Raw genomic sequence first — 19,529 nt, forward strand, 5'->3', positions numbered from 1 at the left:
CGGCCACTTAGTGCCTAATCCTACCCTCGTCACCCCGGCTTCCGCTTCTGCCTTACCCGCCCCAAACGGAGCGGGATCCCGGATCAGGTCCGGGATGACGGCCTATCGGTAGGTGACCTTCTTCACCGCTTCGACCACGTCCGCCGCCTTGATCAGCGCCAGCTTTTCGAGGTTCGCGGCATAAGGCAGCGGCACGTCGGCATTGGTCACGCGCATCACCGGGGCGTCGAGGTCGTCGAAGCCTTCTTCCATGCAGATCGCGATGATCTCGCTCGCGATCGAGCAGGTCGGCCAGCCTTCCTCAACGACCACCATGCGGTTGGTCTTGGCTAGGCTGGTCAGCACCGCCTGCTTGTCGAGCGGCCGCAGCGTGCGCAGGTCGATGACCTCGGCCTCGATCCCCTCGCCGGCCAGCGTGTTCGCCGCGTCGAGCGCGACGCCCACCCCGATCGAATAGCTGACGATGGTGACGTCCTTGCCTTCGCGCATAGTGCGGGCCTTGCCGATCGGCAGCACCCAGTCGTCGACCGCCGGAAGCTCGAACGTCTGACCGTAGAGCAGCTCGTTCTCGAGAAACACGACCGGATCTTCGGACCGGATCGCGGCCTTGAGGAGGCCCTTGGCGTCGGCCGCGTCGTAGGGCGCGATGACGATGAGGCCCGGCACGCTGGCATACCAAGGACCATAGTTCTGGCTGTGCTGCGCGCCGACGCGGCTGGCGGCGCCGTTGGGACCGCGGAACACGATCGGGCAGCGCATCTGGCCGCCCGACATGTAATTGGTCTTTGCCGCCGAATTGATGATGTGATCGATCGCCTGCATGGCGAAATTGAAGGTCATGAATTCGACGATCGGCTTCAGTCCGCCCATCGCCGCGCCGGTGCCGAGCCCGGCAAAGCCATATTCGGTGATCGGCGTGTCGATCACGCGCTTCGGCCCAAATTCGTCGAGCAGGCCCTGGGTCACCTTGTAAGCGCCCTGATATTGCGCGACTTCCTCACCCATTACGAACACGCGCTCGTCGCGGCGCATTTCCTCGGCCATCGCGTCGCGCAGCGCTTCGCGAAGGGTCAGCTTCTGCATTTCGGTGCCGACGGCAACCTCGGGATCGACGGCCTGCGGCTTCACCAGCTGGGTGGTACCCGTCTCGGCCTTCTTCGGCGCTTGGGCTTCGGCCGTCTGATCGGAAGGCGTCGGAGCCGCAGCGAGAGCGGGCGCCGGTGGCTCGGCCCGAGCCGGTTCGGCCGAGGCTTCCTCGCCCTCGCCGCCCATCAGCGCGATGGCAGTGCCGACCTTCACCCCGTCGGTGCCTTCGGGCACCAGGATCTTGGAGATGACGCCCTCGTCGACCGCCTCGAACTCCATCGTCGCCTTGTCGGTCTCGATTTCGGCCAGGATATCGCCCGACGACACGGTGTCGCCTTCCTTGACCAACCACTTGGCGAGCGTGCCCTCTTCCATCGTCGGGGACAGGGCCGGCATCTTCAGTTCAACGCCCATCAGTAGCGCTCCACCAGTACGTCAGTGTAAAGCTCGGCCGCATCCGGCTCGGGCGCCTCCTCGGCGAACTTTGCAGCTTCCACCACGATGTCCTTGATCTCCTTGTCGATGCCCTTGAGCTCGTCCTCGGCGACCCCCATCGCGACCAGCTCCTTCTCGGCGCGCTGGATCGGATCCTGGTTCTCGCGATAGCTCTGCACTTCCTCGCGGCTGCGGTACTTGGCGGGATCGCTCATCGAATGGCCGCGATAGCGATAGGTCTTGAGCTCAAGGATGATCGGCCCCTTGCCCGAACGGGTCCATTCGAGCGCCACTTCGGCCGCGCCGCGCACCGCCAGCACGTCCATGCCGTCGACCTGAATGCCGGGGATCTGGAAGCTTTCGCCGCGCTTGTAGAAAGCGGGCTCGGACGCCGACCGTTCGACGCTGGTGCCCATCGCGTAATGATTGTTCTCGATCGCGTAGATCACCGGCAGGTCCCACAGCTTCGCCATGTTGAAGCTTTCGTAGACCTGGCCCTGATTGGCCGCGCCGTCGCCGAAGTAAGCGAGATTGACCCCGCCATCCTCGCTATACTTGTGCTTGAGCGCCAGCCCGGTGCCTAGCGAGACCTGCGCGCCGACGATGCCGTGCCCGCCGTAAAAACCATGCTCGACGCTGAACATGTGCATCGAACCGCCCTTGCCGCGCGAAATGCCGGCTTCGCGGCCGGTCAGTTCGGCCATGATGACCTTGGGATCGATTCCATAGGCCAGCATGTGGCCGTGGTCGCGATAACCGGTGATCACGCTGTCCTTGCCCACCGTCATCGCCGACTGAAGGCCGACCGCGACCGCTTCCTGGCCGATATAGAGGTGGCAGAAGCCGCCGATGAAGCCGAGGCCGTAGAGCTGGCCGGCGCGCTCTTCGAAGCGGCGGATCAGCAGCATCTGCTTGTAGAAATCGAGCAATTCTTCCTTGCTCGCCTGATAACGCTGCGGCTGCGGCGGGCGTTCGCGGTTGGCGAGTAGCGGCGACGCCTCGTCCGCGTGGGTCAGTGTCAACGGATCGGCCGGAGCCGCGGCCTTGGGCGTACGCGCCACAGTGTACCTCGTCGGAAGAATGATCAGCCGGGTCTATAGGAGCCGCGGCAAGCCCCCGCAACGCCGCAGACGCGGCTCAATCGTCGAGGGTGACGATCACTTCGTCGGGGCGGACGAGACCAAGGTCCCGGCGGATCAGCTCGTCGGCCATGTCGGGATCGGCCTTGCGCGGATCGAGCAGCGCCGAGCGATGCTTGAGCGCGGACCGTTGGTCCTCGAGCTTGGCCAGTTGCTGCTGCTTGTCGGCAAGGTCACGGTGATAGCCGCCCCACGCCAGCAGGCCATTGGGGCCGGCCACCGCATGACCAGCGAAGGTGCCGATGATGAGCAGCGACACCGCGGGCCACATCGCCCTGCGGATCAGGCCTTGCGCCTGGCTGACTGCTCCCCGTCCCATGCGGAGACAGAATCAGTTTTGAGCACGCTACGCAAGGGGTTCGACACGGCTCAGCAACAAAAAAATGCCGAGCCGCGTCGATTTTGTGTCAGCGCCGATACGCCTTCAGCGCCGCCCGGCCCGGATAGCGCGCCACATCGCCCAATTCTTCCTCGATGCGGAGCAGCTGGTTGTACTTGGCGGTGCGGTCCGAGCGCGCCAGGCTGCCGGTCTTGATCTGCCCGCAAGCGAGCGCGACGGCGAGGTCGGCGATGGTCGAATCCTCCGTTTCGCCCGACCGGTGGCTCATCACCGCCGTATAGCCGCTGGTCTGCGCCAGCCGCACCGCCGCGATGGTCTCGCTCAGCGTGCCGATCTGATTGACCTTGACCAGGATCGAATTGGCGATGCCGTCGCGGATGCCATCGGCAAGGCGGCGCTCATTGGTCACGAACAGGTCGTCGCCGACCAGCTGGCACTTGTCGCCGAGCAGGTCGGTCAGCGCTTTCCACCCGGCCATGTCGTCCTCGCCCATGCCGTCCTCGATCGAGGCGATCGGGTAATCGCGCACAAGGTCGGCAAGGAAGCGGGCATTCTCTTCCGGCGACAGGCTCAGCCCCTCGCCGTCCATCGCATACTTGCCGCCTTTGAAATATTCGGTCGCGGCGCAGTCCAGCGCCAGCAGCACGTCGTCGCCCAACGTGTAGCCGGCTGTATGCACCGCCTCCCCGATGAAATCGAGCGCTGCGCGGGCCGAGGCGATGTTGGGTGCAAACCCGCCCTCGTCGCCCACCGCGGTCGAGAGGCCCGCGGCATGCAGCTTGCCCTTCAGCGCGTGAAAGATCTCGGCGCCGCAGCGAAGCCCTTCGGCGAACGTCGGCGCACCGACCGGCATCACCATGAATTCCTGGAAATCGATCGGATTGTCGGCATGCGCGCCGCCGTTCAAAATGTTCATCATCGGAACCGGCAGCGTGTCCGCCGCGACCCCGCCGACATAACGGTACAGCGGCAGGCCCCGCGCATCGGCCGCCGCCTTGGCGGTGGCAAGGCTGACGCCGAGGATCGCATTGGCGCCGAGCCGGCTCTTGTTCTCGCTTCCATCCAGCGCGATCAGCGCGGCGTCGATTTCGGCCTGGTCCTCGGCCTCGTAGCCGACCAGCTCGTCGGCGATTGCGCCGTTCACCGCGTCGACCGCCTTGCCGACGCCCTTGCCACCCCACTTGCCCTTGTCGCCGTCGCGCAATTCGACCGCTTCGTGCGCCCCGGTCGACGCGCCCGACGGCACCGCGGCCCGGCCCATGCTGCCGTCTTCCAGCGTCACATCCACCTCCACCGTGGGGTTGCCCCGGCTGTCGAGAATGGCACGGGCGTGGATGTCGAGGATGGCGGTCATTGGGAAAGACACTCCGTCAGTCTGATTTCGTTACGCAGGCGTTGCGGTCCCGATCATCACAACCCATGTTGGGTCGGTCACGGAAAGCCGGAACGGCGGCGATGGCGGCTCGTTATCGGCCCATACCCAAGTTTTCCAGCATTACGAAGGAGACAGGCTGATGGCCGATACCACGAACAAGCTACCGGAGGGCACCGACACGGTGATCGAAGCCGGCGGCACCGGCGGAACGAGCGGCGGCCTTGGCCGCAGCGGCACCGGTTCGAACAGCGCGAGCACGTCGAGCGCGATCAATTCGGCCGCGGGCCGCACCACCGCGACCTCGGGCGACACCCAGACCGACGCCTTGATCACCGGCGACTCGACCGGTGGCGCCACCGGTTCGAACGAAACCTCGAACGGCGGCATCCGCGGCATGGTCAGCAACGTCACCGGCAAAGCCAAGGACGAAGCCATGGGCCGCGCCCGCGGTCTTGTCGGCGATGGCCTGAAGAGCGGCTCGACCACGCTCGGCAACATCGCCAACATCATCGAGGAAACCGTTGAACAGATCGGCGAAAAGCTCGGTCCGCAATATGGTGACTATGCCAAGAGCGCGAGCACGACCATCCAGCGTTATGCCTCGACCCTCGAGAACAAGGATCCGGACGAACTCGTCGACGACGCCCGTGCGCTGATCCGCAAGAGCCCGGCGGTCGCGATCACCGGCGCGGCGATCCTCGGCTTTGGCCTTGTTCGCCTTCTGAAGGCCGGGATGCCGGAGGAGAGCAGCAATGGAAACCGTGACCGTCAGGGCGACCGCACCGTCACTACCCGGTAATCCGATGCTGAAGCAGACCGAGACGATCAAAGGCGAACAGGACGGGATCGGTGATCTCGTCCATCGCCTGATCGACGATGCCAAGGCCTACGCCACGGCCGAAGTCGGCTATTACAAGGCGATCGGCACGGAAAAGGTCGGCGCGCTCAAGGTGCCGATCGTGCTTGGGCTGCTGGCAATCCTGTTCGCGCACGCCGCTTTTCTGGTCCTGATCGCCACGATCTTCGTCGGGCTTGCTTCGCTGATGAGCGATACGCTGGCCGGGCTGTTGACCCTAGTGATCTGTCTTGTTGCGGCGGGCGGCCTCGGCGCGCTCGCTTATTCAAAGGCGACCAAGGGTCTGGAGGACGCCAAATGAGCGGCGCGGCACACATCCGGATCGCCCGGGCCCGCGGCGAAGCCGATGCGGCCAAGGCACGGCTGATGGCGACGGTGGACGAAGCCAAGGCTCGGCTCGCGCCCGGCACGCTCGCGTCCAACGCCGTCCAGACCGCCAAGGACAAGAGCATCGTGGCGGCGGACGAAGCGGTCGCGGCAATCAAGGAACGACCCGGCCTCGCCGCCGGAATCGCTACCGCCGCCGCGCTCTACATCGCCCGCAAACCCCTGTTCTCGGCAGTCCGCGGCGCCTGGCGCGGTTCTTCCACCGACACTCATGACAATGCGTCCGGCCTCACGGCGGACGAGCTGGAGAAACATCATGGCTAAGAACGACACCTACGACAGCACGGCCGACACCGGCAGCCGCTTTTCGGACCTCGGTTCGAGCGCATCGAGCCAGATCGACAGTGCGCCCCTGATCGCGCTCGGCGCCGGCCTCGCGCTCGGTGCCGTGCTCGGCGCGGTGCTCCCGGCGAGCGACAAGGAACGCGAGCTGCTCGGCCCCTACGGTAAGAAGCTCAACGACGCCGGCACCGGCGCCATCGATCGCGGCCGGGGCATCGCCAAGCAGAAATTCGACGAAATGGCCGGCGACAAGCTGCGCGACTTCCTCGGCAGCAGCAGCTCGAACGCCTGAGCGACCCACTCTTCAGCGACGGCGATCATCCGTCCGTCGCTGGCGGACCGACCCTCCCGCCCCACGCGGGAGGGTTTTTTCGTGGCCGGCCCCATGCTAGGCGCCCGCGCATGAGCAAGCTTCATCTCGTTTTTGGCGGCCGCGTGAAGGATCCGCGAGGCACCGATTTCACGGACCTCCAGGCGATCGATATCGTCGGCCTGTTCGACAATTATGCCGACGCCGAAGAAGCCTGGCGCGACAAGGCGCAGCGCACCGTCGACGATGCCGAGATGAAATATGTGGTGGTGCACCTGCACCGCCTGCTCGAGCCCGAGGCCTGAGCCGTCAGGCCCGGCGGTAGCGCCACAGCAATAGCGGTCGCTGCAACAGCAGCCCGGCGAGAAACCCGCCGATATGCGCCGGGGTCGCCAGCAGCATGCCCTGCTGCCCCGCCGACCAGCCGACGATCACCTGCAGCACGGTCCACGCCGCCGCCAGCCAGGCAATGTGGATCCAGCGGTTGAGGCGCATGTTCCGGCTGACCAGTTTGGGCCGCCCGAAGCTCAAGGCGTAAGCCCCGATCAGCGCGCCGATTGCACCGCTGGCGCCTATCACCGGGCCGGTGCCCATCGGGTCGGACGCCCATTGTGCAACCATCGCGGCATAAGCGCCGACGACATACAGAAAGACCAGCCCGCCGCGCCCGAGCACCCGCTCGACCGCAAGGCCGCACCACACCAGCATGAGCAGGTTGAAGGCGAGATGCAGCGTACCGCCATGCACCAAGGTCGCCGTCAGCGGGGTCAGGAACACCGGCACCCCGCCGAACGGAAAGCCGAGCCCCGACACCCGCGCCGGCACGAAGCCGAGGGTCAGCGGCGCATGCACGCCGACCGTCCCCAGCCCGGTAAAGATGCTGACCAGCGCCGTGATCGCCGCGATCCAGAAGGTCGCGGTGCGGGTGACGGCGGGCATCAGGCGCGCGCCATCAGATAAATTCGATTCCCGCGATCTCGTAATAACGGTCGCCGCTCGGGGTCGTGACTTCGACCTCGTCGCCGATCTGGCGCCCGATCAGCGCGCGGCCAAGCGGGCTGTTGTAGCTGATCCGGCCGTCCTTGGCGTTGGCTTCCTGCTGACCGACCAGCTGATAGCGCACCGGCTTGTCGTCCTCGTCGACGAGATTGACCGTCGCGCCGAACACCACCTTGTCGCCCGACAGCGTCGTCGGATCGATCACCAGCGCGCGGGCAAGGCGGTCCTCGATATCGCCGATCTGCGCTTCGACCTGGCCCTGGCGCTCCTTGGCGGCATGATATTCGGCATTTTCCGACAGGTCGCCGTGCGCGCGCGCTTCCTCGATCGCATCGACGATCTCGGGCCGCTCGATCTTGAGCCGCTTCAATTCTTCTTCGAGCAGCCGATAGCCTTCGGCCAGCATCGGCACCTTTTCACTCGCCATGAACGCCCCTTGTCCTTCTCAATAGCTGTCCCCGCGGCGCCGCCGCTTTGCCTGCGTTCACCTTGTTCGGGGAGCTTTATACGCGGGCGGAATAATAGGTCTGCAAGGACCGGACTTCAAGCGACCGGCCCGTGGAGGCGCGGATCGCCCGCGCCATCGCCTGCGCCGCCGCGACCGTGGTGACGTAAGGCACCTTGCGATTAAGCGCGGTGGCGCGGATCGACTGGCTGTCCTTGAGGCTCTGCCAGCCTTCGGTGGTGTTGAAGATGATCTGCACCTCGCCATCGACGATCCGGTCGACGATATGCGGCCGCCCCTGCGCCACCTTATTGACCTTGGTCACCGGCAAACCGCGGGCGACCAGATGATCGTGCGTACCACCGGTCGCGATTACCTCGAAGCCGAGCGCCAGCATCGCTTCGATGGCGGGCACGATGCCGTCCTTGTCGCTATCCTTGACCGACACGAACAAAGTCCCGCCCTCGGGCATCGCGGTCCCCGCCCCGATCTGGCTCTTGGCAAAAGCCATCTCGAAATCGTCCGCGATTCCCATGACTTCGCCGGTGCTCTTCATTTCCGGTCCGAGCACGGGATCGGTCCCGGGGAAGCGGGCGAAGGGAAACACGCTTTCCTTGACCGCGACATGGGCAATGGCCCGGTCGATGGTCGGCAGATTGGCAAGGCTTTCGCCCGCCATCACCCGCGCCGCGATCTTGGCGACCGGAATGCCGATCGCCTTGGCGGTGAACGGCACGGTCCGGCTGGCGCGCGGATTGACCTCGATCAGGTAGAGTTCGCCGTCCTTGACCGCATATTGGACGTTCATCAGACCCCGAACCTTGAGCTCCAGCGCGAGCGCCTTCGTCTGCTCTTCGATCCACGCGATCATCTCGGACGACAGGCTGTGCGGCGGGATCGAGCAGGCGCTGTCACCGCTGTGCACACCGGCCTCCTCGATATGCTCGAGCACGCCCGCGACCACCACCGTCTCGCCGTCGCAGATCGCATCCACATCGACCTCGGTCGCATCGCGCAGATAGCGGTCGACCAGCACCGGGCTCTCGCCCGACACCTGCACCGCCGTCGCGATATAATGGTCGAGCTGCGCCGGCCCATCGACGATCTCCATCGCCCGCCCGCCCAGCACATAGCTCGGCCGCAACAGCACCGGATAACCGATCCGCTCGGCGACCTTGAGCGCTTCGTCGCGGCTGCGGGCGATGCCGTTCTCGGGCTGCTTGAGGCCAAGCCGCGTGACCAGCGCCGAGAAGCGCTCGCGGTCCTCGGCCAGGTCGATCGAATCCGGGCTGGTGCCGAGGATGGGAATGCCCGCCTTCTGCAGGCTCGCGGCAAGCTTCAGCGGGGTTTGCCCGCCAAGCTGCACGATCACCCCGACCAGCTCACCCTTCTCCGCCTCGCGGGTCAGGATCTCGAGCACGTCCTCGTGGCTCAGCGGCTCGAAATACAGCCGGTCCGACGTGTCCGGATCGGTCGACACCGTCTCCGGATTGCAATTCACCATCACCGTCTCGAACCCGGCATCGCGCAGCGCGAAGGCGGCGTGGCAGCAGCAATAATCGAATTCGATGCCCTGGCCGATCCGGTTGGGACCACCGCCCAGGATCACGATCTTGCGGCGTTCGCTGACCTCGGCCTCGTCCTCCGCTTCACCGAACAACGGCGCCTCGTAGGTCGAGTAAAGATAAGGCGTCGAGGCATCGAACTCCGCCGCGCAGCTGTCGATGCGCTTGTAGACCGGCCGGATGCCCAGCTTCAGCCGGTGCTTGCGCACCTCAGCCTCTGTCACGCCGCCGGTCATCGCCCGCATCGCTTCGTGAACGATCCCGCCGCCGCGGGCTTGCAACTCGCTCATCCCCCGCTTCATGCCGGTCGAGCGCAGCGACAATTGCGCCAGGCGCGCGTCGCTGAAGCCCATCGCCTTCAGCCGCCGCATCTCGGCCTCGTCGTTGGGCAAGCCATAGGCGCGCACCTGCCCCTCGGCACGAACGATCTCGGCCAGTCGCTCGAGGAACCAGGGATCGAAGCCCGCGATCTGGTGGATCCGCTCCACCGTGATGCCGTGGCGAAGCGCCTCGGCGGCGACCAGCAGACGGTCGGGTGTCGGCACCGCCAGCGCGGCCTCCACTTCCTCACAGTTCGCCGTTTCGAGATGCCGCACGCGATCGAGTCCGCACAGTCCGATCTCGAGGCCCCGCAGCGCCTTTTGCAGGCTTTCGGCGAAGGAGCGTCCGATCGCCATTACCTCGCCGACCGACTTCATCGCAGTCGACAGCTCGGCCGGCGAACCCGCGAACTTCTCGAAGGTGAAGCGCGGGATCTTGGTCACGACATAATCGATCGTCGGCTCGAAGCTCGCCGGGGTCGCGCCGCCGGTGATGTCGTTGGCGATCTCGTCGAGCGTATAGCCGACCGCCAACTTGGCCGCGACCTTGGCGATCGGAAAGCCGGTGGCCTTGGACGCCAGCGCCGAGGATCGCGACACGCGCGGGTTCATCTCGATTACGATCATCCGCCCGGTCTTGGGATCCACTGCGAACTGGACGTTGGAACCGCCTGTTTCAACACCGATTTCGCGCAGCACGGCGATGCTCGCCGAGCGCATCCTTTGATATTCCTTGTCGGTCAGCGTCAGCGCCGGGGCGACCGTGATCGAATCGCCGGTGTGGATCCCCATCGGGTCCACATTCTCGATCGAACAGATGATGATGGCATTGTCCGCCCGGTCGCGGACCACCTCCATCTCATATTCCTTCCACCCGACCAGGCTCTCGTCGATCAGAACTTCGGTGGTCGGCGAGGCTTCGAGGCCGGTGCGGATGAAGTGGAGATATTCGTCGCGGTTGTAGGCGATTCCCCCGCCGGTTCCACCAAGCGTGAAACTCGGTCGGATAACCGCGGGCAGGCCAACCGTCTCCAACGCCGCCATCGCCTCGGCCTCGGTGTGCGCGATTGCGGATTTGGGACTTTCTAGCCCGATCCGGTCCATCGCATCGCGGAATTTCTGGCGGTCCTCGGCCTTTTCGATCGCCTCGGCATTGGCGCCGATCAGCTCGACGCCCAGCCGGTCCAGCGTACCGTCCTTGAACAAGGCCAGCGCGGTGTTGAGCGCGGTCTGCCCGCCCATCGTCGGCAGCAGCGCGTCTGGCTTCTCCGCCTCGATGATTTTGGCCACCACCTCGGGCGTGATCGGCTCGATATAGGTCGCGTCGCACAGCTCCGGATCGGTCATGATCGTCGCCGGGTTCGAATTGACCACGATGACGCGATAGCCCTCTTCCTTGAGCGCCTTGACCGCCTGGCTGCCCGAATAATCGAACTCCGCCGCCTGCCCGATGACGATCGGGCCGGCGCCGATGATGAGAATGGAGGAGATGTCGGTGCGGCGCGGCATTAGGGCCTCACGTTTAGATGTGCTTTTAGAACGTCGCCCGCGAGCGACTTTAACTGGGCGGCGTGATCAAGGTTTCCAATGTGCAGCATCTGTTTGGCTACGAGAGCACTCATGGTGTCGTACCGGTAAGCACCAAACTCAGCTAACAGTCTGGCTGCTCGAAGCTCACATGCGATATCGTCAGCTTCATTGAAGTAAGATCTTATATCTTTGCTCGTCAGCGCAGTGAGCAAAGCATCAAGAGCACCGACCAGACGCGAACTTTCCTCTCGCGTTAGCTTAGTCGTTGCCGGCAGCGACCAATCGACTTCAGCCTGACTCACCGCATCATCCCCACAAACCGTTCGAACAGATAGAAACTGTCCTGCGGCCCCGGGCTGGCCTCGGGGTGATACTGCACGCTGAACGCCGGCCGATCCTCCAGCTCAATCCCGCAATTGGACCCATCGAACAGCGATACATGCGTCTCGCGCACGTTGTTCGGCAGACCCTCCCGCTCGACCGCGAAGCCGTGGTTCATGCTGGTGATCTCGACCTGCCCGTCGGCCAGCCGCTTGACCGGGTGGTTGGCGCCGCGGTGGCCCTGGAACATCTTGCTCGTCCGTCCGCCGACCGCCAGCGCGAGCAGCTGGTGGCCGAGGCAGATGCCGAACAGCGGCTTGCCCGTCTCCAGCATCTGCCGGATCACCGGAATGGCATATTCCCCCGTCGCCGCCGGATCGCCTGGGCCGTTCGACAGGAAGAAGCCATCAGGCTCATGCGCCATCACCTCGTCGAAAGTGGCGGTCGCCGGCAGGATCGTCACCCGCGCTCCGGCCTCGACCAGGTTGCGGAAGATGTTGCGCTTGGAGCCATAGTCGATGGCGACGACATGCGGCCGCTCGCTCTCGTCACCGCCCCCGGCATAGCCGAGCGCGATCTCCCACTTGCCGCCGCTCCACACCCGAAGCTGCTCGCACGACACCTCTTTCGCAAGGTCCATGCCCTCCAGCCCTGGCCACGCCCGCGCCTGCTCGACCAGCGCGGGCAGGTCGAACTCGCCCGCCGCCGAATGCGCGATCACCACCGTCGGCGGCCCTTCGCGCCGGACCAGCTTGGTCAGCGCGCGCGTGTCGACCCCGGCCAGCCCGATCCGCCCGTTGCGCTTCATCCACTCGGGAAAATCGATCTTCGAACGGAAATTGCTCGGGCTGGTCACCGGCTCGCGCACGATCGCGCCCACCGCATGGGGATCGTCCGCCTCGACGTCCTCGTCATTGGTGCCGACGTTGCCGATGTGCGGAAAGGTGAAACAGATCGCCTGCTTGGCGAAGGAGGGATCGGTCATCACCTCCTGGTAACCGGTCATCGCGGTGTGGAAGCACAGCTCCGCCACCGCCGCGCCCTCGGCCCCGAATCCCTGTCCCCAGACCACCCGGCCATCGGCAAAGACGAGGGCGCCGGTAGCTCCCTTCGGCATGGGCGTGGGCGCAGGACTGGCCATCGGATGGAGGGCTCCGTGAAGTTGAAAACCGGCGATGTCGCTAAGCCGTCGCCGCTAGGCCGTCACGTCCCGCTGGTCAACCGCGCTGCATACGAATAAGCGCGTCTGCATGATCCGTGATGACATCAAGACCGCCCTCGTGTCCGCCATGAAAAGCGGCGACAAGGCCTCGACCAGCACCATTCGCCTGATCCAGAGCGCGATCAAGAACCGCGACATCGAGCTGCGCACCGGCACCGCGCCGGCCGACGACGATGCCCTGGTCACCGAAGTGCTGCAGAAGATGATCAAGCAGCGCCGCGAATCGGTCACCATGTACCGCCAGGGCAACCGCGAGGAGCTGGCGCAGCAGGAAGAAAGCGAAATCGCGGTGATCGAACGCTTCCTCCCGGCGCAGCTGTCGGACGAGGAAGCCAGCGCGAAGATCGACGAGATTGTCACCGAACTCGGCGCAAGCAGCATGAAGGACATGGGCCGCGTCATGGCCGCGGTGAAGGAGCGCCTCGGCACCAGCATCGAACCGGCCCGCGCGAGCGCCCTCGTCAAGGGTGCGCTGGCGGGCTAGCCGTAGCGGCCGGCCATGACCCTCTCCCCCGCCTTCCTCGACGAACTGCGCGCCCGCGTCACGCTGTCCAGCGTCATCGCGCCGCACGTCAAACTCACCCGTGCGGGCCGCGAGTGGAAGGCCTGCTGCCCGTTCCACAACGAAAAGACCCCCAGCTTCACCGTCAATGACGAGAAGCATTTCTACCATTGCTTCGGCTGCGGTGCGCATGGCGATGCGATCCGCTTCCTGACCGATAATCGCGGTCTGCCCTTCATGGACGCGGTCAAGGAGCTCGCCGCCTCCGCTGGGATGGAAGTCCCCGCCCCCGATCCGCGCAGCCGCGCCCGGGCAGAGCGGCAGGCGACGCTGCATGACGTCATGGCGGCAGCGCAGGCGTGGTTCGCCGAGCAACTCGACGGGATCGAAGGCGCCGAAGCCCGCGCTTATTGCCAGAAGCGCGGCATCGGCGCCGGCGCGATCAAGCGGTTCGGGATCGGCTTCGCCCCCGACCGCCGTCAGGGCCTGCGCAAGGCGCTCGCCGTCCACACCGACGAAAAGCTGATCGAAGGCGGCCTCCTCATCCAGGTCGAGGACAAGGAGCCCTACGACCGCTTCCGCGGGCGCCTGATGATCCCCATCCGCGACGCGCGCGGCCGCGTCATCGGCTTCGGTGGCCGCATCCTCGGAGCCGGCGAGCCCAAATATCTCAACTCCCCGGAAACCCCGCTCTTCGACAAGGGCTCCAGCCTCTACAACCTCGACCGCGCCTCGCCCGCCTCGCGCCAGGCCAAAAGGCTGATCGTGGTCGAAGGCTATATGGACGTGATCGGCCTCGACCGCGGCGGGATTGGCGAAGTGGTCGCCCCCAACGGCACCGCGCTCACCGAACGTCAGCTCGAACTGCTGTGGCGGCTCGACCCCTCGCCGATCCTCTGCTTCGATGGCGACGCGGCCGGGACCAAGGCCGCGATCCGCGCCGCCACCCGCGCGCTTCCCCTGCTCGGCCCCGAACGCACCCTCTCCTTCGTCACCCTGCCCGAAGGCCAGGACCCCGACGACCTCGTCAACACGGGCGGGCGCGATGCGGTCGAAGCCTTGCTGCAAGCCCCCGAACCCCTCGTCGACCGCCTATGGCGGCACGAGCGCGACTCGGGGCCGCTCACCACCCCCGAACAGCGCGCCGGCCTCAAACAACGCCTCCTCGACCACGCCGCGTCCATCGCCGATCGCAGCTTGTCGCAGCTGTATCGCGACGAATGGATGAACCGATTCTTCGCGCTGGGCCGCCGCGAACGCCCGGCCTTTACCCCCAATGCGCCCGGCCAGCGCCGCGGAAACTGGATCAAAGGCCGCGGCTTCGTGCCCCCCGAACCGCCCGCCAGCGCTGAGGCGCGGGAGATCGGCGCCACCGGCGTCGACCGCTTCACCGCCCGCGCGCTGGTCGCCGGCCTCACCCGCTTCCCCGACGTCGTGATCGAAGAAGCCGGCATCCTCGCCGCCCTTCCCTTCGCCGATCCGGCCGCCGAAAAACTCAAGCATCGCATGCTCGATCAAGCACTTAGGACCGGACATCTTGATTCGGTCGCACTCGCGCCCATCTTGGCGGAAGCCGGAACCGCGCAGTGGCTCGAAGGAACGCTGGGCGGGTTCGGCAAAGGTTTTTCCTTCAACCGCACCGATACCGAACCGGCTCAGGCGCGGGCGGACCTCCGGGCAGTGATCGAGCTGCTCGGCGACCGCCATGAGATTGCGCAGGGCCTGGCCGAAGTGTCGGCGCGGGTGATGGACGACCCGCAAGCTGTGGCCGAACAGCACCGTCTGCTGCTTGCGAATCAGGAAACAACCAAGAGACTGGCAGATTACAGCGCCAGCGACTAAGCGAACCCGCAACCATGGCCAAAGTTGAAACCCAGGACACCGACGATCAGGACGGCGGCGACGCCCCCCTCATCGATCTCAATGACGCTTCGGTGAAGAAGCTGATCGCGCGCGCCAAAAAGCGTGGCACGATCACCATCGACGAACTGAACGAAGCGCTGCCTCAGGACCAGATGAGTTCCGAGCAGATCGAGGACGTCATGTCCGCGCTCAACGACATGGGCGTGCAGATCGTCGAAAAGGAAGAAGGCGGCGACGACGAGGAGGAGCAGGACTCCGAAACCGCGTCCGAAGACGAAGTCGACCCGCTCGACGACGGCGGCCCGCGCCCGGCCGCCGCGGTCAAGAAAGAGACGGTCGATCGCACCGACGATCCCGTCCGCATGTACCTGCGCGAAATGGGCGCGGTGGAACTGCTCTCCCGCGAAGGCGAAATCGCGATCGCCAAGCGCATCGAGGCCGGCCGCGACACCATGATCTGGGGGCTTTGCGAAAGCCCGATCACCTTTAACGCCATCATCGAATGGTCGACCGCCCTCAATGAAGGTCGCATGCAGCTGCGCGAGATCCTCGATCTTGAAGCCATGCTGTCCAAGGGCCCGTCGGCCGAGCAGCTCAATGCCGCCGAGAATGACGAAGACGGCGAAGGCGAAGTCACCGCCGCCGCCGCCGGCCCGTCGATCAAGGAAGAAGAAGAGCCCGAATCGGCCCCCGCCGACGACGACGAGGACGAGCTGCGCGAAAACCGCGCGCCCAAACCCGCCGAGGAAGAGGAAGAGGACAACACTCTTTCCCTTGCGCAGATGGAAGAGACGCTAAAGCCCAGCGCGCTCGAAAAATTCGCGGCGATCACCGACCATTATCGGAAATTCGCCAAGCTTCAGGACGCCCGCCTCGCCTGCATGGCGGCCGGCACCCCCTTCTCGCCCGCCAAGGAGAAGGACTATCAGAAGCTGCGCGAGACGCTGACGGCCGAGGTCGAAAGCGTCCAGTTTCACAACGCCAAGATCGAATATCTGGTCGAGCAGCTCTACGCTTACAACCGCCGCCTGACCGCGCTCGGCGGCCAGATGCTGCGCCTCGCCGAACGCCACCGCGTGCCGCGCAAGGCGTTTCTCGACAGCTACATGGGCCACGAGCTCGACGACAGCTGGCTCGAACGCGCGGCCAAGATCGACAAGAAGTTCGCCGCCTTTGCCGCGACCGAAGCCGACACCGTGGACCGCATCCGCACCGAAATCGGCGAAATCGCCCAGTCGACCGGCATGGCGCTCAGCGAATTCCGCCGCATCGTCAATCAGGTCCAGAAGGCCGAGCGCGAAGCCCGCATCGCCAAAAAGGAAATGGTCGAAGCGAATCTGCGCCTCGTCATCTCCATCGCCAAGAAATACACCAATCGCGGTCTGCAGTTCCTGGACTTGATCCAGGAAGGCAACATCGGCCTGATGAAGGCAGTCGATAAGTTCGAATATCGCCGCGGCTACAAGTTCTCGACCTACGCGACCTGGTGGATCCGCCAGGCGATCACCCGCTCGATCGCCGACCAGGCGCGGACCATCCGCATCCCGGTCCACATGATCGAGACGATCAACAAGCTGGTTCGCACCAGCCGCCAGTTCCTTCACGAAACCGGCCGCGAGCCGACTCCGGAAGAACTGGCCGAGCGCCTCTCCATGCCGCTGGAGAAGGTTCGCAAGGTGATGAAGATCGCCAAGGAGCCGATCAGCCTCGAAACCCCGATCGGCGACGAGGAAGACAGCCACCTCGGCGACTTCATCGAGGACAAGAACGCCGTCATCCCGGTCGACGCCGCGATCCAGGCCAACCTCAAGGAAACGGTGACGCGGGTGCTGGCGTCGCTCACCCCGCGCGAAGAACGCGTGCTGCGCATGCGCTTCGGAATCGGCATGAACACCGACCACACCCTCGAGGAAGTCGGCCAGCAGTTCAGCGTGACGCGTGAGCGTATTCGCCAGATCGAAGCCAAGGCACTGCGCAAGCTCAAGCACCCGTCGCGCAGCCGCAAGATGCGTAGCTTCCTCGACCAGTAAGCGGAACCGGGCGTGGCGGAGGCAGGTTGCCCCGCCATGCTCCACCACCTCTCGCTCGGCACCGCAGACATCGACCACGCCCGCGCCTTCTACGATCCGGTGATGGCCGAGCTTGGCCTGCGCCGAACGCTCGATGTCGCGGAGGCGGTCGGCTACGGCGCGGGCATCACCGCGTTTAGCCTAAACTCGCCGGCTGACGGCAAGCCCGCCTCACCCGGCAACGGCGTCCATGTCGCCTTCGAAGTCGAACACCGCGCCGCGGTCGACGCCTTCCATCGCGTGGCGCTGGCCCACGGCGGCACCGACGACGGCCCGCCCGGCCTGCGCCCCGAATACGAACCTCACTATTACGCCGCCTTCGTCCGCGACCCCGACGGCAACAAGATCGAAGCCGTGACCTTCGCGGGAGCCTGAAGCCGCGCGCCCTTCGTGACAGAGAGCCAAGCTCGAGCCACGCAAGATGCAAGGCCCACCCTTAGGCCGCCGAGCGCGTCAACTCCGTTTGCACAGGATCGCTCGGCGGGAACGGCTGCTGCAGCAATTCCGCGCCAGGAACCGGCGGTTGCAACCAATAGCCTTGGCCCAGGGTGCAGCCGAGCTTGAGCATCAAGGTGAGGTGTCGCTCGCTCTCGATATGCTCGGCGACGATGGGCACGCCGATCCCGCGGCAGAGCGAGATCACCGCGCCTAGCAGCCGCTCACCGTCCGCATTGTCCAGGGCCGCGGTGACCAGAGCGCCATCCAATTTGATCTGGTCGAACTGGAACTCGCGTAGATAGCCGATCGAGGCATAGCCGGCGCCGAAGTCGTCGAGCACCACCATGACCCCGGCCGCGCGAAGGCTGGCAAGATTGCGCTTGGCCGTAGCGAAATCGGCAAACAGCGCAGTTTCGGTCACCTCGACCTGCAACCGGTCCGGCCCGAGACCCGCTTCCGTGAGCGCATCCAGCACCTTTTCCGAAAGGTCGGCCGAACAAAGCTGAACCGCACTAAGGTTCAGCGACAGGCGAATGCTCGGATCCCAGAGCGCGACTTCGCCAATCGCGAGCTTCATCAGGTGATCGCCTAAATTGCCAATGACGTTCAGCTGCTCGGCGATGCTCACGAACTCCGAAGGCGGAACATTGCCGAGCTCCGGATCGGTCCACCGGGCCAAGGCCTCGTTCGCTACGGGTCGCCCGGTCGTCAGGTCGATGATGGGCTGAAAGAAGACTGCGATGCGTTGGGTGACGTCGGCGGCCTGCAACGCATGTTCGATCTTCGCCCGGCGCTGGCGCGGCACATCCATGGCGGGCTCGAACACCGCAACGTCGCTTCCTGTCTGCGCCTTGGCATCGTACAGGGCGATGTCAGCGTCGGTCAGCACCCGAGAGGGCGTGGCCTCGACGCCGTCACGCGACAGGGCGATGCCGCAGCTGACGAACAGCGGAAACTTGCGGCGCTCGACGATCGCCGGCCGATTGACCTTTTTCAGCAGGCGCTTGCCGGCTTCGCGCGCATCGCTTGGCGACGTCATTGATGGAAACAGGATTCCGAATTCGTCTCCGCCCATCCGCGCCACCAGACACTGCGCCGGCGCGGCCCGCGCCAATCGCTTGGCGACGACCTTCAGCAGCGCGTCGCCATAGCTGTGTCCGTAGGTGTCGTTGACGACCTTGAAACGGTCGATATCAGTCACTGCGACGGCGAACGGCCGACCGCTGGCTGCGCAGTCGGCGACTGCCGCTACAAAGGCGCGGCGGTTGGGAAGACCGGTCAGGAAATCGGTGGTCGCGGCGGTGATCGCCTCCTGCCGCGCCGTCTCAGCCAGTTCCTGCTGCTGGCCGATCGCCCAGCGCGAACGAACGATGGTGGTGAACTGGGCGCTTTGCCGGGCGATCAACTGCACGACCAGAAACATCACCACGCCAAGACTGACCGCGGCACCGACATATTTGGGATTGGGCGACTGTAGGCCGATGACGGCGAGCGGAAGCCCGAGCAGGAGCAACGTTAGATAAGCCGCAAGCGGCACCGCGCTCAGGCCGAAAGCAATGCCGACCGCTGTGAAGCCGCCGAGCAGGAAGATCGCCATATGCGTGTCCGACGGCGCTGTCCCGAGCAGGTGCCAGCACCACCAGGACAGCAAGGCGCACATGAAAGCATTGACCCCACAGGCCTGGCGAATTCGCGAGAACATCAGCCGATGATCTGGATCGGATGTCGACCGCAGCCACAGCCATGACCTCGCGATCGCGCATGCCAGCATGATGGTCGTGACCTCGAGCCCCAGCGAGATCGAACCCCTGGTGGTGATCTGCAGGGCAAGGACATTTGTCGTTGCAAGCACGTAAAGGATCGGCACCTGCCGACGAAGCGCCGCGTAGCGTTCCTCAACGAGCGCTCGGCCCATCGGGGTGTCGATCTCCCCAACGGCGAGATGATGACGCAACCGGCTTACAAACATGGCCGCGCCGGCGTAGCGCGGGAGACTTAACTTTTGTTTATGGTCGCGGCCAGGCATCGGACACTGGTGTAGCGCC

Annotated in this window: 18 protein-coding genes; 9 read left to right on the forward strand and 9 right to left on the reverse strand. The window is 65.2% G+C overall.

Annotation, left to right across the window (positions count from 1 at the left end; all coding sequences use genetic code 11):
- Positions 1–102: 102 nt before the first annotated feature.
- From V6R86_RS11340 to eno, 4 genes are all read right to left on the reverse strand, one after another.
- A complete protein-coding gene (locus V6R86_RS11340) occupies positions 103–1,500 on the reverse strand; it encodes a pyruvate dehydrogenase complex E1 component subunit beta (RefSeq protein WP_338504618.1) in 1,398 nt (465 codons plus the stop codon).
- Positions 1,500–2,543: a pyruvate dehydrogenase (acetyl-transferring) E1 component subunit alpha gene (gene pdhA, locus V6R86_RS11345; RefSeq protein WP_425335988.1), complete on the reverse strand. Its 1,044-nt coding sequence runs from the start codon at positions 2,541–2,543 to the stop codon at positions 1,500–1,502. Before pdhA ends, V6R86_RS11340 begins: the two co-directional genes overlap by 1 nt.
- A 115-nt stretch (positions 2,544–2,658) precedes the next feature.
- Positions 2,659–2,979, reverse strand: coding sequence for a septum formation initiator family protein (locus V6R86_RS11350; protein ID WP_338504619.1), 321 nt, complete (start codon positions 2,977–2,979; stop codon positions 2,659–2,661).
- A gap of 88 nt (positions 2,980–3,067) precedes the next feature.
- On the reverse strand, positions 3,068–4,354 hold the full coding sequence (gene eno / locus V6R86_RS11355; protein ID WP_338504620.1) for a phosphopyruvate hydratase: 1,287 nt from the start codon (positions 4,352–4,354) through the stop codon (positions 3,068–3,070).
- A 160-nt stretch (positions 4,355–4,514) separates the two neighbouring features.
- Here eno and V6R86_RS11360 point away from each other — a divergent pair, with 160 nt between their 5' ends.
- The 5 genes from V6R86_RS11360 to V6R86_RS11380 all read left to right on the forward strand — a co-directional run bounded on the left by V6R86_RS11360 (position 4,515) and on the right by V6R86_RS11380 (position 6,515).
- Positions 4,515–5,174: a hypothetical protein gene (locus V6R86_RS11360; RefSeq protein WP_338504621.1), complete on the forward strand. Its 660-nt coding sequence runs from the start codon at positions 4,515–4,517 to the stop codon at positions 5,172–5,174.
- Positions 5,128–5,532, forward strand: a complete 405-nt coding sequence (locus V6R86_RS11365) for a phage holin family protein (RefSeq protein ID WP_338504622.1) — start codon at positions 5,128–5,130, stop codon at positions 5,530–5,532. The genes V6R86_RS11360 and V6R86_RS11365 overlap by 47 nt, the downstream gene beginning before the upstream one ends.
- On the forward strand, positions 5,529–5,882 hold the full coding sequence (locus V6R86_RS11370; protein WP_338504624.1) for a hypothetical protein: 354 nt from the start codon (positions 5,529–5,531) through the stop codon (positions 5,880–5,882). Before V6R86_RS11365 ends, V6R86_RS11370 begins: the two co-directional genes overlap by 4 nt.
- Positions 5,875–6,192 (forward strand): hypothetical protein, encoded by a 318-nt coding sequence (locus V6R86_RS11375; RefSeq protein WP_338504626.1) that lies wholly within the window; start codon positions 5,875–5,877, stop codon positions 6,190–6,192. Before V6R86_RS11370 ends, V6R86_RS11375 begins: the two co-directional genes overlap by 8 nt.
- Before the next feature lie 110 nt (positions 6,193–6,302).
- Positions 6,303–6,515 (forward strand): DUF4170 domain-containing protein, encoded by a 213-nt coding sequence (locus tag V6R86_RS11380; RefSeq protein ID WP_338504627.1) that lies wholly within the window; start codon positions 6,303–6,305, stop codon positions 6,513–6,515.
- Positions 6,516–6,519: 4 nt separating this feature from the next.
- Here the strand turns inward: V6R86_RS11380 and V6R86_RS11385 are convergent, their stop codons facing one another.
- The 4 genes from V6R86_RS11385 to carA form a co-directional block, all read right to left on the reverse strand.
- Positions 6,520–7,149 carry a rhomboid family intramembrane serine protease gene (locus V6R86_RS11385; protein WP_338504629.1) on the reverse strand — a complete coding sequence of 210 codons (630 nt, stop codon included), beginning with the start codon at positions 7,147–7,149 and terminating at the stop codon, positions 6,520–6,522.
- A gap of 13 nt (positions 7,150–7,162) precedes the next feature.
- Complete coding sequence (greA, locus tag V6R86_RS11390; RefSeq protein ID WP_338504630.1) at positions 7,163–7,636, reverse strand: transcription elongation factor GreA; 474 nt, start codon at positions 7,634–7,636, stop codon at positions 7,163–7,165.
- 76 nt (positions 7,637–7,712) lie between these two features.
- The gene (gene carB / locus V6R86_RS11395; protein ID WP_338504631.1) at positions 7,713–11,048 is read right to left on the reverse strand and encodes a carbamoyl-phosphate synthase large subunit; all 3,336 of its coding nucleotides are present in this window, start codon (positions 11,046–11,048) and stop codon (positions 7,713–7,715) included.
- 319 nt (positions 11,049–11,367) lie between these two features.
- Positions 11,368–12,531, reverse strand: a complete 1,164-nt coding sequence (carA, locus tag V6R86_RS11400; RefSeq protein ID WP_425335961.1) for a glutamine-hydrolyzing carbamoyl-phosphate synthase small subunit — start codon at positions 12,529–12,531, stop codon at positions 11,368–11,370.
- 109 nt (positions 12,532–12,640) lie between these two features.
- On the opposite strand from carA, the gene V6R86_RS11405 reads away from it, so the two are divergent.
- The 4 genes from V6R86_RS11405 to V6R86_RS11420 are packed head-to-tail and all read left to right on the forward strand — an operon-like array spanning position 12,641 to position 17,421.
- Positions 12,641–13,096: a GatB/YqeY domain-containing protein gene (locus V6R86_RS11405; RefSeq protein WP_338504635.1), complete on the forward strand. Its 456-nt coding sequence runs from the start codon at positions 12,641–12,643 to the stop codon at positions 13,094–13,096.
- A 15-nt stretch (positions 13,097–13,111) separates the two neighbouring features.
- Positions 13,112–14,956 (forward strand): DNA primase, encoded by a 1,845-nt coding sequence (gene dnaG, locus V6R86_RS11410; RefSeq protein ID WP_338504636.1) that lies wholly within the window; start codon positions 13,112–13,114, stop codon positions 14,954–14,956.
- Positions 14,957–14,970: 14 nt separating this feature from the next.
- Entirely contained in the window at positions 14,971–17,007 is a 2,037-nt protein-coding gene (gene rpoD / locus V6R86_RS11415) for an RNA polymerase sigma factor RpoD (protein WP_338504637.1), read from the forward strand.
- A gap of 12 nt (positions 17,008–17,019) precedes the next feature.
- Positions 17,020–17,421, forward strand: coding sequence for a VOC family protein (locus tag V6R86_RS11420; RefSeq protein WP_338504639.1), 402 nt, complete (start codon positions 17,020–17,022; stop codon positions 17,419–17,421).
- Positions 17,422–17,482: 61 nt separating this feature from the next.
- Here V6R86_RS11420 and V6R86_RS11425 read toward each other — a convergent pair whose 3' ends face one another.
- On the reverse strand, positions 17,483–19,399 hold the full coding sequence (locus tag V6R86_RS11425) for a putative bifunctional diguanylate cyclase/phosphodiesterase (RefSeq protein WP_338504641.1): 1,917 nt from the start codon (positions 19,397–19,399) through the stop codon (positions 17,483–17,485).
- Between the last annotated feature and the right edge of the window lie 130 nt (positions 19,400–19,529).

Origin of the sequence: Sphingomonas kaistensis, from assembly GCF_036884275.1 — a bacterium.
GTDB lineage: Bacteria > Pseudomonadota > Alphaproteobacteria > Sphingomonadales > Sphingomonadaceae > Sphingomicrobium > Sphingomicrobium kaistense_A.

Coding starts and splice junctions, on each gene's coding strand:
- V6R86_RS11370 (WP_338504624.1), top strand. CDS start 5,529: ATGAGCGGCGCGGCACACATCCGGATCGCCCGGGCCCGCGGCGAAGCC.
- V6R86_RS11340 (WP_338504618.1), bottom strand. CDS start 1,500: ATGGGCGTTGAACTGAAGATGCCGGCCCTGTCCCCGACGATGGAAGAG.
- V6R86_RS11350 (WP_338504619.1), bottom strand. CDS start 2,979: ATGGGACGGGGAGCAGTCAGCCAGGCGCAAGGCCTGATCCGCAGGGCG.
- V6R86_RS11365 (WP_338504622.1), top strand. CDS start 5,128: ATGGAAACCGTGACCGTCAGGGCGACCGCACCGTCACTACCCGGTAAT.
- V6R86_RS11380 (WP_338504627.1), top strand. CDS start 6,303: ATGAGCAAGCTTCATCTCGTTTTTGGCGGCCGCGTGAAGGATCCGCGA.
- V6R86_RS11385 (WP_338504629.1), bottom strand. CDS start 7,149: ATGCCCGCCGTCACCCGCACCGCGACCTTCTGGATCGCGGCGATCACG.
- V6R86_RS11425 (WP_338504641.1), bottom strand. CDS start 19,399: ATGGGCCGAGCGCTCGTTGAGGAACGCTACGCGGCGCTTCGTCGGCAG.
- greA (WP_338504630.1), bottom strand. CDS start 7,636: ATGGCGAGTGAAAAGGTGCCGATGCTGGCCGAAGGCTATCGGCTGCTC.
- dnaG (WP_338504636.1), top strand. CDS start 13,112: ATGACCCTCTCCCCCGCCTTCCTCGACGAACTGCGCGCCCGCGTCACG.
- V6R86_RS11405 (WP_338504635.1), top strand. CDS start 12,641: ATGATCCGTGATGACATCAAGACCGCCCTCGTGTCCGCCATGAAAAGC.
- carB (WP_338504631.1), bottom strand. CDS start 11,048: ATGCCGCGCCGCACCGACATCTCCTCCATTCTCATCATCGGCGCCGGC.
- carA (WP_425335961.1), bottom strand. CDS start 12,531: ATGGCCAGTCCTGCGCCCACGCCCATGCCGAAGGGAGCTACCGGCGCC.
- rpoD (WP_338504637.1), top strand. CDS start 14,971: ATGGCCAAAGTTGAAACCCAGGACACCGACGATCAGGACGGCGGCGAC.
- V6R86_RS11375 (WP_338504626.1), top strand. CDS start 5,875: ATGGCTAAGAACGACACCTACGACAGCACGGCCGACACCGGCAGCCGC.
- eno (WP_338504620.1), bottom strand. CDS start 4,354: ATGACCGCCATCCTCGACATCCACGCCCGTGCCATTCTCGACAGCCGG.
- V6R86_RS11360 (WP_338504621.1), top strand. CDS start 4,515: ATGGCCGATACCACGAACAAGCTACCGGAGGGCACCGACACGGTGATC.